At 72.8% G+C, this 11,977-nt stretch carries 12 protein-coding genes and 1 pseudogene; 4 read left to right on the plus strand and 9 right to left on the minus strand.

The genetic code is table 11. The features are described 5' to 3' along the window. From A6R01_RS12335 to A6R01_RS12345, 3 genes are all read right to left on the minus strand, one after another. Positions 1 to 831, minus strand: an 831-nt coding sequence (locus tag A6R01_RS12335) for an MFS transporter (RefSeq protein ID WP_292606273.1), incomplete at its 3' end; no start/stop codon positions are given. Between the two features lie 182 nt (positions 832 to 1,013). Next, positions 1,014 to 2,327, minus strand: a complete 1,314-nt coding sequence (locus A6R01_RS12340) for a choice-of-anchor P family protein (protein ID WP_292606275.1) — start codon at positions 2,325 to 2,327, stop codon at positions 1,014 to 1,016. Between the two features lie 316 nt (positions 2,328 to 2,643). Next, positions 2,644 to 3,999: a choice-of-anchor P family protein gene (locus A6R01_RS12345; RefSeq protein WP_292606277.1), complete on the minus strand. Its 1,356-nt coding sequence runs from the start codon at positions 3,997 to 3,999 to the stop codon at positions 2,644 to 2,646. Between the two features lie 236 nt (positions 4,000 to 4,235). Here A6R01_RS12345 and hutH point away from each other — a divergent pair, with 236 nt between their 5' ends. From hutH to A6R01_RS12360, 3 genes are read left to right on the plus strand one after another with little or no spacing between them, the layout of a single operon-like run. Further along, positions 4,236 to 5,822 (plus strand): histidine ammonia-lyase, encoded by a 1,587-nt coding sequence (gene hutH / locus A6R01_RS12350; protein WP_292606294.1) that lies wholly within the window; start codon positions 4,236 to 4,238, stop codon positions 5,820 to 5,822. Then, positions 5,819 to 7,501, plus strand: coding sequence for a urocanate hydratase (hutU, locus tag A6R01_RS12355; protein ID WP_292606279.1), 1,683 nt, complete (start codon positions 5,819 to 5,821; stop codon positions 7,499 to 7,501). The genes hutH and hutU overlap by 4 nt, the downstream gene beginning before the upstream one ends. Before the next feature lie 38 nt (positions 7,502 to 7,539). Beyond that, positions 7,540 to 7,719 (plus strand): hypothetical protein, encoded by a 180-nt coding sequence (locus tag A6R01_RS12360; RefSeq protein WP_292606281.1) that lies wholly within the window; start codon positions 7,540 to 7,542, stop codon positions 7,717 to 7,719. On the opposite strand, the gene dtd is transcribed toward A6R01_RS12360, so the two are convergent. Then, entirely contained in the window at positions 7,691 to 8,122 is a 432-nt protein-coding gene (gene dtd, locus A6R01_RS12365) for a D-aminoacyl-tRNA deacylase (protein WP_292606283.1), read from the minus strand. The genes A6R01_RS12360 and dtd overlap by 29 nt on opposite strands. Before the next feature lie 49 nt (positions 8,123 to 8,171). Then, on the minus strand, positions 8,172 to 8,315 hold the full coding sequence (locus A6R01_RS12370; protein ID WP_179532419.1) for a hypothetical protein: 144 nt from the start codon (positions 8,313 to 8,315) through the stop codon (positions 8,172 to 8,174). A 98-nt stretch (positions 8,316 to 8,413) separates the two neighbouring features. Between A6R01_RS12370 and A6R01_RS12375 the strand changes: the two genes are divergently transcribed. Continuing rightward, the gene (locus tag A6R01_RS12375; RefSeq protein WP_292606286.1) at positions 8,414 to 8,824 is read left to right on the plus strand and encodes an MmcQ/YjbR family DNA-binding protein; all 411 of its coding nucleotides are present in this window, start codon (positions 8,414 to 8,416) and stop codon (positions 8,822 to 8,824) included. Between the two features lie 70 nt (positions 8,825 to 8,894). Here A6R01_RS12375 and A6R01_RS12380 read toward each other — a convergent pair whose 3' ends face one another. From A6R01_RS12380 to A6R01_RS12395, 4 genes and pseudogenes are all read right to left on the minus strand, one after another. Continuing rightward, the gene (locus tag A6R01_RS12380) at positions 8,895 to 9,749 is read right to left on the minus strand and encodes a CoA ester lyase (RefSeq protein WP_292606288.1); all 855 of its coding nucleotides are present in this window, start codon (positions 9,747 to 9,749) and stop codon (positions 8,895 to 8,897) included. Between the two features lie 2 nt (positions 9,750 to 9,751). Continuing rightward, the gene (locus tag A6R01_RS12385; RefSeq protein WP_292606290.1) at positions 9,752 to 10,822 is read right to left on the minus strand and encodes a CoA ester lyase; all 1,071 of its coding nucleotides are present in this window, start codon (positions 10,820 to 10,822) and stop codon (positions 9,752 to 9,754) included. A 182-nt stretch (positions 10,823 to 11,004) separates the two neighbouring features. Beyond that, positions 11,005 to 11,559 carry a DUF1992 domain-containing protein gene (locus A6R01_RS12390; protein ID WP_292606292.1) on the minus strand — a complete coding sequence of 185 codons (555 nt, stop codon included), beginning with the start codon at positions 11,557 to 11,559 and terminating at the stop codon, positions 11,005 to 11,007. Positions 11,560 to 11,615: 56 nt separating this feature from the next. Then, a pseudogene (locus A6R01_RS12395) lies at positions 11,616 to 11,977 on the minus strand (hypothetical protein); the annotation flags it as partial.

The following is an 11,977-nucleotide window of genomic DNA, read 5'->3' on the forward strand; positions in this document are numbered from 1 at the left end:
GTCGCTGAGCGCACCGGCCGCGATCCGTCCGAGCGCCCCGGCGACCTGCGCGAGCCCGACGAGGGACCCGGCGGCGGCCGCCGACCACCCGCGGTCGGTGATGAGCCAGACCAGGGCGAAGGTCCACACCAGGAACTGCGGCACCACGAGCAGGACCGAGACGAGGTGGATGCGCGCGAGGTAGCCGTCGCGGCGGTAGGGATTCGGGGCGTCGCCCTCGACCCGCGGCGGCCGGGGCGGGTCCACGACGACCGCCAGCACGACGAGCGCACCCACCAGGGCGGCGACGGCGGGGACGAGCAGCGCGCTGGCGACCCCGTGCCGCTCTGCGGTGACGGCGATCGAGACCGCGGCGACGCCGACCCCGACCGGCTGGGCCATCTGCCGGATGCCCATCGCCAGGCCCCGGCGCTGCGGGGGGAACCACCCCACGACGACCCGGCCGCTGGCCGAGGCGGTGCTGGCGGCGGCCGCACCCGCGAGCAGCAGGGTCAGGCCGAGCATGGTCGGGTCCTGCGAGCGGGCACCGAGGACCGCGAGGCCGCCCGCACCCGCGGTGAGCAGCAGCCCGGTGACCAGCACCAGACGCTCCCCGCGGCGGTCGGTGACCATCCCCCAGGCGACGAGGGCCAGCACCACGCCGAGCGTCGGGGCGGCGGCGACCAGGCCCGCCTGCGGCAGGCTCAGGCCGAGCTGGTCGCGCAGCGAGGGGATGAGGAACGCCGGCCCGTGGATCGTCACCGCCGCCGCGGCCTGGGCCAGCGTGGAGGCGCCGAGCATCGCCCAGCGCCGGGTCCACCCCGGGCTGCGCTGGTCGACGATGACGCTCACCGACCCATCAGAAACCCTCGACCCCCCGGATCCGACCAGCATCTCGGCGTACGGCGTGTGAGAAATGCCGCCGAGAGGTCACTGGCGCACGGCCGAGGGGTCGCTCGTGCACGGCCCGGACGCCGAACCGGCGCGACGCTCCGTACGGAGACGTCGCGCCGGTTCGGCGTGGTGGTCCGGGGTCAGGACTCGGAGATCGAGAGCTTCGAGGTCGCGAAGTCGAGGACCGCGCCGGTGCCGTCGAGCAGCGTGACGCGGACGCCGACGATGCGGATGCCGCCCTTGATCTTCTTCTTCAGGCCGGTCTGGATCTTGGCCAGGCCGGGGATCTCGAGCTCACCGAGCTGGTCGAGGCTCTGCGGCTCCCCGCCCAGCGTGATGGCGCCGAAGCTGGCCCTGGCGTTGCGCTTGAGCTTGCCGTTGGCCATCCGCTTCACCTTGACCTTGGACTTGATCGCCTCGACGACCAGCTGGCCGCCCAGGTCGAGCTCGGCGACCGACGAGGCCTCCATGCCGACGGCCTTGCGCGTGGTCTGCTTGCCCTTCTGGCGGGCGCTGGCGCCCTCGACGGTGATCTCGTCGGCGAGGTTCACGTCGGCGGCGTCCATCGGGTCGAGCTCGCCGTCGGTGCCGGTGCAGGGCATCACCTGGTTGATCACCTTGCCGACCTCGACGAGCTCGCCGAGGACCTTGGCCTTGGCGGGGACGCCGCTGCCGTGGAAGATGCCGGACTTGTAGCCCTTCTCGATCTTGGAGACCGAGCGCGCGACCTTGACCGTGGTCTCGGTCGGGATGACCTTGATGACCAGGCCGACGGCGTAGGCGCGCGCGTCGTCCTTGGTCTCCTTCTCGATGGTCCGGCCGAGCTCGATCACGGCCAGGCCCGGGATCGTGATCGGCTGGTCGGCCGAGGGGATGTCCAGGCTCTGCGGCTCGCCGCCGGGCGGGGTGTAGCTGATGCCGGCGATGTCGGACCGCGCCGTGGCGTGGAAGCCGTCGGCGTCGTGGAAGGCGCTGGTGGTCGACTCGACGCCGTCGATGGTGAGGCTGCCCAGCGGGGTGTCGGCGAGCACGATCTCGGCGACCCGGTGGACCGAGGCGGACGTGGCGACGCCCTTCTTCTGCGAGGTCGTCACGCGGGAGTAGACGCCACGGACCGTGCCGAGGCCGGGGACCTCGCTCTCGGCGACGAAGTTGCGGTGGGCCTTGCCGGCGTCGCTGGTGCAGGCGATCGAGCTGAGCGCCGTGCGGTCGGAGCCGACGGGCACCATGCCGCCGGAGGCGGAGGTGCCATAGCCGTTGGCCCGGAACGCGAACGACGTGCGGGTGAGCTTGGCGCGCTCGGCACTCTCACGGGCGCTGTCGGGGGCGGCGCTCGCCGCGGGGGCCAGCGCGACCGAGGCGGTCAGGCCGAGGGCCAGGGCGGTGAGCGTGCCGGTGGCGGCGCGCAGCGCGCGGGTGGGACGGGACGGGTGGCGGGGGGTGATGGGGGACATCGTGCTCCTCGGCCGCGGGGCCGAGGCCCCGTGCGCTGGTGGGGGTGGTGGCGTCCTGCCGCGTCACGGGGCTGTGACGCACGTGACACAAGGGTTTCCAGCGTGCGCCCCTTCAAACCTGTTGGGGATACGAGAGGGGTCTTGGCCTGCGCTGGTCCAGACCGGCTCGGTCTCGGGTACGAGACGGCGAGGCGGCCGGCGCGTGACCTCTGTGCGGGCGCACAGACCTCGCCACCCCGCACCGATCGGGCTCGGTGCGGGGTGGGCGGAGGGGTCCAGCGCCCGGCGAGGGCGCCGGATGTGCCTGGGTGCGGCCTCAGAAGGGGCGGATCTTGACCTTCGCCAGCCCGATGTCTACGACCGAGTCGATCTCGGTGCCCTCGAGCAGGCTGATCCTCAGGGCGACCACGCGCATGCCGTAGGGCGTGCGGGTGCGCACGTCGGTCTCGATCTTGGCCAGCCCGGGGATCTCGATCCCGTCGAGGTCGGGCAGGGCGAAGGACTGGCCGTTGAAGGAGATCGATCCCACGGTGGTGCCGTCGGAGGAGCGGCGCACCTTCTTGCCGGTGCGCACGGCCGTGGCCTTCGAGCGGATCGCGTCGATGACGAGCGTCCCGCCACCCAGGTCGACCCGGCCGACGGTCGCGGTGGCGACGGCCTTGGCCTTGTTCCTGCGTCGGTTCTGGGTGGTGCGGGTGGTGCCCTGCGCGCCCTCGATCCGGATCGCGCCGGCGAGGTCGACGGTGGCCGCAGCCTCCTCCAGACGCTCACCGCCGGTGCCCAGGCAGGGCATCCGCTGCACGACCGCCTGGCCCACCGTGATCAGGTCGCCGAGCAGGCTGACCTGGACCGGGGCGCCGGCGCCGTTGAAGATGCCGCCGCGTTCGCCCTCCTCGATCTTCGCCGCGCTGCGGGAGATCTTCACGACCGTGCCGGTGGGGATGATCTTGACCTCGAGCCCGGTGGCGTAGGAGCGGGCCTGGGTCTGGTTGGCTTTCTCGATGGTGCGGCCGAGCTGGATCCTCAGCAGGCCGGGCACGGTCACGGGCTGCTCCGGCGAGGGCAGCGGCAGGCTCTGCTCGAGTCCGCCGGGCAGGCCCAGGGTGAGCCGCCCGAGCGAGGTGCGCGCACGCGAGTCGTAGCCGTCGGGCCCGTGCCAGGCCTTGGCGACCGTGTTGACCGCGGAGATGCCGAGCGTCAGCAGGCCGGGCACGCCGATGGCGACGTCCGCCACCTTGTGCTTGCCGATGGAGGTGGTGCGGCCCTTCACGCGCTTGGTCTGGGTCGTGGAGTCGACGGTGCCGATCTGTAGAAGGCCGGGCACGTCGGCGTCCACGACGGTGTTGCTGTTGTTCTTGCCGAGCAGGTTGGTGCACCCGATCGAGCTGACGGCGGTCCGGCTGGAGTCCACGGGCAGGTCGCCGCCCTCGACGCTGGTGCCGTACCCGTTGGCGCGGAAGGCGAAGCGGGTGGAGCGCAGCTTCGTGGAGCGCTCGGCGAGCGTGGCGACGGCCCCGCTCGCGGCTGCCGGCGCGGCGGTCGCGGGGCCGCCACTCGACGCGGCGAGCGTCGGCGGGGCAGCGAACGCGAGGCCGGCGGCCAGTGCGCCGACTGCGAGGCCGGCCCCCCATCTGCGGGCTCGGTGGCGGGCAGCGGTCGTGGGTGCAGGCATGGGTCTCCCTCGGATCGGGCCCTGCCCCCCGCGGACCCTGGTGTGGATGCTGCGTCGCGCCCTCACGCGATCAGCGCTCGACGGGACTCCCTGACCCGTCGGACAAGAGCCATCCTTGCCCAGACGGGCCGACGGGTCACGTCCGGCATCCGCCAGGCGGACCGGTCTCGGATCCCAGACAGCTCCACCGGCGGACCCCTGGTGCCCCTCCGGCCCGAGGGCGTGTCATGGACGACATGGAGAGCGTGTCGAGCAACGGGGTCGATCCGGGAGCCAGGTCGGCGGTCGAGGTGGGGGTCGGCCCCCTCGCCCCCGACCAGGTCGTGGCCGTGGCGCGGGGTGGCGCCGGGGTCCGGCTGGGCGAGGACGCGCTGGCCGCGATCGACCGGGCCCGCGCGGTGGTCGAGGGGCTCGCGGCGGCCGACACCCCGGCGTACGGCGTCTCGACGGGGTTCGGGGCGCTCGCGACCCGGCACATCCCCACCGAGATGCGGGCGCGTCTGCAGCGCTCGCTGGTGCGCTCGCACGCCGCCGGCTCCGGCCCGGAGATCGAGCGCGAGGTGGTGCGGGCGCTGATGCTGCTGCGGCTCTCGACGCTGGCGACCGGTCGCACCGGGGTACGCCGGGAGACCGCCGCCCTGCTGGCCGGACTCCTCCACCACGGCATCACGCCGGTCGTGCGCGAGCACGGCTCGCTGGGTTGCTCGGGCGACCTCGCGCCGCTCTCGCACTGCGCGCTGGCGCTGATGGGGGAGGGCGAGGTGCGCGACGCCTCCGGCACCTTGATGCCCGCCGCGGACGCGTTGGCAGCCGCCGGGCTCGAGCCGGTCGAGCTGGCCGCCAAGGAGGGCCTCGCCCTCATCAACGGCACCGACGGGATGCTCGGGATGCTCGTGCTGGCGCTGCACGACCTGCGGGTGCTCCTGCGCACCGCCGACGTCGCGGCCGCCATGTCGGTCGAGGGGCTGCTCGGCACCGACCGGGTCTTCGCACCCGAGCTGCAGGCGATCCGGCCGCACCCGGGTCAGGCCGACTCGGCGGCCAACCTGGTGCGGCTGCTGGCCGGCTCGGGCGTCGTCGCGTCCCACCGCACACCCGACTGCACGCGGGTCCAGGACGCCTACTCGCTGCGCTGTGCCCCGCAGGTGCACGGCGCCGCCCGGGACACCGCGGACCACGCGGCCCGCGTCGCCTCGTGGGAGCTGGCGTCGGCGGTGGACAACCCCGTGGTCGTCGAGGATCGCGTCGAGTCCAACGGCAACTTCCACGGCGCCCCGGTCGCCTACGTGCTCGACTTCCTCGCGATCCCGGTCGCGGACGTGGCCTCGATGAGCGAGCGGCGTACCGACCGGTTCCTCGACAGGGCCCGCAACCACGGGCTGCCGCCGTTCCTGGCCGACGACCCGGGCGTCGACAGCGGGCTGATGATCGCGCAGTACACCCAGGCCGCTGTCGTCTCCGAGCTCAAGCGGCTCGCGGTGCCGGCGTCGGTCGACTCGATCCCGTCCTCGGCGATGCAGGAGGACCACGTGTCGATGGGCTGGGGCGCGGCGCGCAAGCTGCGCCGCGCGGTCGACGGGCTGGCGCGCGTCGTCGCGATCGAGGTGATGACCGCGGCCCGCGCGCTGGACCTGCGGGCGGCGGCGCTCGGCGTCTCCCCCTCACCGGCCACCGGCGCGGTCGTCGACCTTCTCCGCTCCTCCGGCGTCGCGGGCCCCGGCCCCGATCGCCACCTGTCCCCCGAGATCGAGACCTGTGTCGACCTCGTCCGCTCCCGCGCCGTGCTGGCCGCCGCGACCTCTGTGATCGGAGACCTCGCATGACCTCCTCTCCCTCGAACCCGCGGCTGCCGATCCACGCCGCCACCGGCACCGACCTCACCGCACGCTCCTGGCAGACCGAGGCGCCGCTGCGGATGCTGATGAACAACCTCGACCCGGAGGTGGCCGAGGACCCCGACCACCTCGTCGTGTACGGCGGCACCGGCCGCGCCGCCCGCTCCTGGGAGGCCTACGACGCGATCGTCGACACCCTGCGCGACCTCGCCGACGACGAGACTCTGCTGGTGCAGTCGGGCAAGCCGGTCGCGGTGATGCGCACCCACACCTGGGCGCCGCGCGTGCTGATCGCCAACTCCAACCTCGTGGGCGACTGGGCGAGCTGGGAGGAGTTCCGTCGGCTCGAGGACCTCGGGCTGACGATGTACGGCCAGATGACCGCGGGCTCGTGGATCTACATCGGCACCCAGGGGATCCTCCAGGGCACCTACGAGACGTTCGCGGCGGTGGCCGACAAGCGGTTCGGGGGGACGCTGGCCGGCACCATCACCGTCACTGCCGGCCTGGGCGGGATGGGTGGCGCGCAGCCGCTGGCGGTGACGATGAACGACGGCGTCGCGATCTGCCTCGAGTGCGACGAGGCCCGCATCCAGCGCCGCATCGACCACCGCTACCTCGACGTGCGGGCGTCCTCGCTGGAGGAGGCCGTGTCGATGGCGGTGCGGGCCCGCGACGAGCGGCGGGCGCTGTCGATCGGCGTGCTCGGCAACGCCGCCGAGATGCTGCCGCGGCTGCTGGAGATGGACGCCCCTGTCGACGTCGTCACCGACCAGACCTCGGCCCATGACCCGTTGGCCTACCTGCCGGTCGGGGTGCCCTTCGAGGAGTGGGAGGAGCGGCGTACCGCCGACCCGGCGGCGTTCACCAAGGAGGCGCAGGCCTCGATGGCCGCCCACGTCCGGGCGATGGTGGAGCTCCAGGACCGGGGCGCCGAGGTGTTCGACTACGGCAACTCCATCCGCGACGAGGCCCGCAAGGGCGGCTACGACCGGGCCTTCGAGTTCCCGGGCTTCGTGCCGGCCTACATCCGCCCGCAGTTCTGCGGGGGCCGCGGCCCCTTCCGGTGGGCGGCGCTGTCGGGCGACCCCGCCGACATCGCGGCCACCGACCGCGCCATCCTCGAGCTCTTCCCCGAGGACGAGAAGCTGCGCCGCTGGATCACCATGGCCGGCGAGCGCGTCCACTTCCAGGGCCTGCCGTCCCGGATCTGCTGGCTCGGCTACGGCGAGCGTGCCCGCGCAGGCGCGAAGTTCAACGAGATGGTCGCCTCGGGTGAGCTGGCCGCGCCGGTCGTGATCGGGCGCGACCACCTCGACTGCGGCTCGGTCGCCTCGCCCTACCGGGAGACCGAGTCGATGCTCGACGGCTCCGACGCGATCGCGGACTGGGCGCTGCTCAACGCGCTGGTCAACACCGCCTCCGGCGCCACGTGGGTCTCGATCCACCACGGCGGCGGCGTCGGCATCGGCCGCTCGATCCACGCCGGGCAGGTCGTCGTCGCCGACGGCACCGAGCTGGCTGCGGAGAAGATCGAGCGGGTGCTGACCAACGACCCCGGCATGGGGGTCGTGCGGCACGTCGACGCCGGCTACGACCGGGCCGACGAGGTCGCCCGCGAGCGGGGGGTGCGGGTGCCCATGGACTTCTCGTCGCGGGAGTCGTAAGGACTTCGTCACCGTGGTCGGCGCCTGCACCCGGCAGCATGGGGACGTGCGCCGACTCCGACGTCGTCCTCTACGTCGCCGCCAGCTGGTGCCACCACTGCCAGGACACCGACGCCTCGCTCGACGCCGACGGGGTGCCGGCGGGCCTGACGCTGGTGAAGATCGACTACGACGAGCGGACCGACCGCGTCAGCGGGGGCTGTCGAGGACCATGGTGATCGGCCCGTCGTTGACCGACGAGACCTGCATGTCGGCCCCGAAGACGCCGCGCTGCACGGGGGCGCCGAGGCGCTCCAGCTCGGTGCACACGGCGTCGTACAACGGCTCGGAGACGGGGCCGGGCGCTGCGGCGGCCCAGGTGGGTCGGCGACCCTTGCGGGCGTCGCCGTAGAGCGTGAACTGGCTGACGACCAGCACGGGGGCGCCCACGTCGGAGGCGGAGCGCTCCTCGCGCAGCAGCCGCAGCTCCCAGATCTTGCGGGCGGTCCACGCGACGTCGGCGGGGCCGTCGTCGTGGGTGACCCCGAGGTAGACGAGCAGCCCGGGCTCGGTGGTCGCGCCGACCACCTCGCCGTCGACGGTCACGCTGGCCGACAGGGTGCGCTGCACGACTGCTCGCATGGGCCCATCCTCCCCGGCGCCCGACCCCATCCGGGCGCCGGGGGAGGGACTACCAGACCCGACGGGTGTTGCCGCCCATCGGGACGAGGTTGAGCACCAGACCGACGACCAGCAGGATCGCGCCGATCGTGGTGAGGATGGAGATCTTCGCGATGAGCCCGATGATGAGCAGGATCAGTCCGAGGACGACCATGGGGAACCTCCTGTAGCGGGCCCGCCCTCGGTGGGCGGGCGTTGCTCCTACCGTTTCCCGCCCTTGCCGGGGCTCACTCCGCCCGATTGGGTGAGGGGATGGCGCACCCGCAGATGTTCGACGACGACGACCCGGTGCTCGCGCGGCTGCGCTCCGTGGCCCTCGCCCTGCCGGGCGCGGACATGAAGGTGTCGCACGGGCGGCCGGCGTTCTTCACGCAGAAGGTGTTCGCCTACTACGGCGGCTCGCAGAAGGTCGACGGGTCGTGGGTGGCCCACGACTGCTCGATCATGGTGCAGCCCGACCCCGCCGACCGCCCGGCGCTGCTGGACGACCCGCGCGTCTGGGTCCCGGCCTACCTCGGCGGGGCCGGGTGGCTCGGCGTCGACCTCGACCCCGACCCGGTCGCGGTGGACTGGGCCGAGGTCGGCGAGCTGCTCGATGCGTCGTACCGGCTGACCGCGCCGGCGCGGTTGGTGCGGGAGCTGGAGGGGCGCGCGGCGGGGTAGTCCGAATCCCGTTTCCTGCTTACTGCGCAGTAAGCAGGAAAAAGAATGCGTCGTAACCCGGCCGGCCGCCTCAGCCCAGCGCCGAGATCGCCTCGTGGATCGTCAGCGTCCGGCGGGCGGACTCGACGTGCAGGTTCTCGATCATCTTGTTCTTGTACGTCGCGACACCGGAGCCGGCCGTCTCGAAGGCCTCGATCAGGCCCTTGGCGTCCTCGACCGCCTCGGCGGAGGGGGCGAACTGCTCGTTGGCGGGCTCGACCTGTCCGGGGTGGATGAGGGTCTTGCCGTCGAAGCCCATCTGGCGGCCCTGCTCGCACTCGGCGAGGAAGCCCTCGGCGTTCTTCACGTCGTTGTAGACGCCGTCGAGGATCTGCACGCCGGCGGCGCGGGCCGCGAGCAGCGCCATCGACAGCGAGGTCATCAGCGGGGCGCGGCCGGGGACGTGCTCGGCGTACAGCTCCTTGACCAGGTCGTTGGTGCCCATCACGATCACCGCGAGCCGGTCGGAGGCGGCCGCGATCTCGCGCGCGTTGAAGATCGCCTCGGGCGTCTCGACCATCGCCCAGAGCTTGGTGTGCTCCGGCGCGCCGGCCTTCTCCATCGCCTCGACGAGGCCGAGCACCTCGGCGGCGCTGTTGACCTTGGGGACCACGATGCCGTCGGGACCGGCCTTCGCCGCGGCGGCGAGGTCGGCGTCGTGCCACTCGGTGCCGAGGCTGTTGACGCGGATGGTGACGGTACGCCGGCCGTACTCACCGCTCGACGCGGCCGCGCACACGGCCTCCCGGGCGGCGGGCTTGGCGTCGGGGGCGACGGAGTCCTCGAGGTCGAGGATCAGGCCGTCGCAGGGGATGGTCTTGGCCTTCTCCAGGGCCCGGTCGTTGGCGCCGGGCATGTAGAGGACGGAGCGGAGAACGGTCGTCATGGTCAGTCCACCTCGATCGCGTCGTACTGCTTCTTCAGCTCGGGGTCGATGGCGGCCAGCTGCTCGGCCAGCTCGACCATCACCAGGCACTGCTTGAGGGAGGCGTCGTCCTCCATCTTCCCGTCGAGCATCACCGCACCCGTGCCGTCGCCCATGGCGGCGACCACGCGACGGGCGTGCTTGATGTCCTCGACCGAGGGGCTGAAGACCTTGTTGGCGATGGCGATCTGCTTGGGGTGCAGGCTCCAGGTGCCGACGCAGCCGAGCAGGAAGGCGTTGCGGAACTGGTCCTCGCAGGCCACCACGTCGGCGATGTCGCCGAAGGGGCCGTAGTAGGGGTAGATGCCGTGGGTCGCGCAGGCGTCGACCATCCGGGCGATCGTGTAGTGCCACAGGTCCTGCTGGAAGATCGCGCGGTGCGCGTCGGGCTGCTCGTGGACGGGGTCCTGACGGACGAGGTAGCCGGGGTGGCCGCCGCCGACGCGGGTGGTCTTCATGCGGCGGTCGGCGGCGAGGTCGGCCGGGCCGAGGGAGAGGCCCTGCATGCGCGGCGAGGCGCCGCAGATCTCCTCGACGTTGGCGACGCCGCGGGCGGTCTCGAGGATCGCGTGGACCAGGATCGGCTTCTCCAGCCCGGCCTTGGCCTCGAGCTGGGCGAGCAGCCGGTCGACGTAGTGGATGTCCTCGGCGCCCTGCACCTTCGGCACCATGATGACGTCGAGCTTGTGGCCGATCGCGGGCACGAGCCGGGTCAGGTCGTCGAGCACCCAGGGGCTGTCGAGGGAGTTGATCCGGGTCCACAGCTGCGTGGGTCCGAAGTCGGTCTCCGACGCGATCTTCACCAGGCCCTCGCGTGCGGCCTCCTTGTTGTCGGCCTTGACGGCGTCCTCGAGGTTGCCGAGCAGCACGTCGACTGTCCCGACCATCTGCGGGATCTTCGCCGCCATCTTCTCGTTGCTGGGGTCGAAGAAGTGGATCGCGCGGCTCGGCCGCGCCGGGATCTCGGTCGGCGGGGTCGGCGCACCCACGGCGAGGGGGCGGAAGAAGTCCTTGGCGCTCTTGCTGCTGGGCATGGTGCGGAAACTAGCAGCGCGTCGTTACCCGTCGGTATGACCGATCTGACAGCGGACGGTCGGGGCCTGGCGCCAGCCGGGTTTGTCGGCTGGCCGACAAACCCGGAAGTGGGACGACGAAACTCTGTCGTCCAGCTCCCGGGTTCAGCGGCTGACCGACACACCCGGCCGAGGCTCGCCGCTCACACCCACCACCGCCACCACCGGCGTCGGGGAGCGGGGGTGGCGGCGGAGCGGGCGTTCTCCGCGCGTACGGCGGCGGCCCGGTCGGCCCGGCGGGTGGCCCAGGCATCCACGGTCGCCTCGACGTCGCGGGGCATCGTGATCAACGGCGGGCCGTCGACAGGGGTGTAGCGGGCGCGGATGACGCGGGCGTTGAACTCCTCCACCTCACGGCGTACGTCGCCCTCGACCGTGTGCCGGTCCAGGCGGGCGTCCAGCTCCGCGTCGTCCTTGCGCAGCTGCAGGCTCGGGGGCAGCACGCCGGTGATCTGCTCCCGCTCGACGAGCCGCTTCACCCACCAGTCGGGGTCGTGCTGCTCGCCCAGCCCCTCGATCGGCTTGCCGGCGCCGGGGAGGTCGTCGAAGTCGCCGCGGGCGTGGGCGACGCGGATCTGCTCGTCGACCCACTGGTGCTGGTAGGCGATCCGGGCGGCGGAGGCGGACTGGGTCGAGCGCTTGCGCCGCTCGGCCTCGTCGCGGGCGCGCTGGACCTCGTTCTGCTGCGACTCCGACACGTGGACCACCCCTGTGCGGCCAGCCTACGACCGGGGACCAGCCCACCGGCCGGGCCTCAGGCCCCCAGCGTCTCCGGGCGAGCCACCTCGAGGGTGACCTCGTCGGTGACCTTCGGCGCGAGCAGCAGGCAGACCGCGGCGACGACGGCGGCCACCGAGCAGACCGCCCAGACCGTGAGGTAGCCCGAGAGCGGGGCCGCGCCCTCGGCGGGCCCCTCGAGCGAGCCCGTGGAGGCCAGGGCGATCGCGAAGACCGAGGAGGCGATCGCGCCGCCAGCGACGAAGAGCATGTCGGCGTCGTGGCGGATAACTGATCGGGTGATGTCGTCGGTGTCGCCGAGCACCGGGATGCCCGAGGCGGTGGCTTCGCTCAGGTCGTAGGCCGGGGTGACGGCCCCGACCACGTTGTAGCCCAGCC

Source organism: Nocardioides sp. REDSEA-S30_B4, assembly GCF_001627265.1.
Classification (GTDB): domain Bacteria; phylum Actinomycetota; class Actinomycetes; order Propionibacteriales; family Nocardioidaceae; genus Nocardioides.

Excerpts from the sequence above, each read along its gene's own strand:
- A6R01_RS12340 (WP_292606275.1), bottom strand. The coding sequence starts at position 2,327 with ATGTCCCCCATCACCCCCCGCCACCCGTCCCGTCCCACCCGCGCGCTG.
- A6R01_RS12345 (WP_292606277.1), bottom strand. The coding sequence starts at position 3,999 with ATGCCTGCACCCACGACCGCTGCCCGCCACCGAGCCCGCAGATGGGGG.
- hutH (WP_292606294.1), top strand. The coding sequence starts at position 4,236 with ATGGAGAGCGTGTCGAGCAACGGGGTCGATCCGGGAGCCAGGTCGGCG.
- hutU (WP_292606279.1), top strand. The coding sequence starts at position 5,819 with ATGACCTCCTCTCCCTCGAACCCGCGGCTGCCGATCCACGCCGCCACC.
- A6R01_RS12360 (WP_292606281.1), top strand. The coding sequence starts at position 7,540 with ATGGGGACGTGCGCCGACTCCGACGTCGTCCTCTACGTCGCCGCCAGC.
- dtd (WP_292606283.1), bottom strand. The coding sequence starts at position 8,122 with ATGCGAGCAGTCGTGCAGCGCACCCTGTCGGCCAGCGTGACCGTCGAC.
- A6R01_RS12370 (WP_179532419.1), bottom strand. The coding sequence starts at position 8,315 with ATGGTCGTCCTCGGACTGATCCTGCTCATCATCGGGCTCATCGCGAAG.
- A6R01_RS12375 (WP_292606286.1), top strand. The coding sequence starts at position 8,414 with ATGGCGCACCCGCAGATGTTCGACGACGACGACCCGGTGCTCGCGCGG.
- A6R01_RS12380 (WP_292606288.1), bottom strand. The coding sequence starts at position 9,749 with ATGACGACCGTTCTCCGCTCCGTCCTCTACATGCCCGGCGCCAACGAC.
- A6R01_RS12385 (WP_292606290.1), bottom strand. The coding sequence starts at position 10,822 with ATGCCCAGCAGCAAGAGCGCCAAGGACTTCTTCCGCCCCCTCGCCGTG.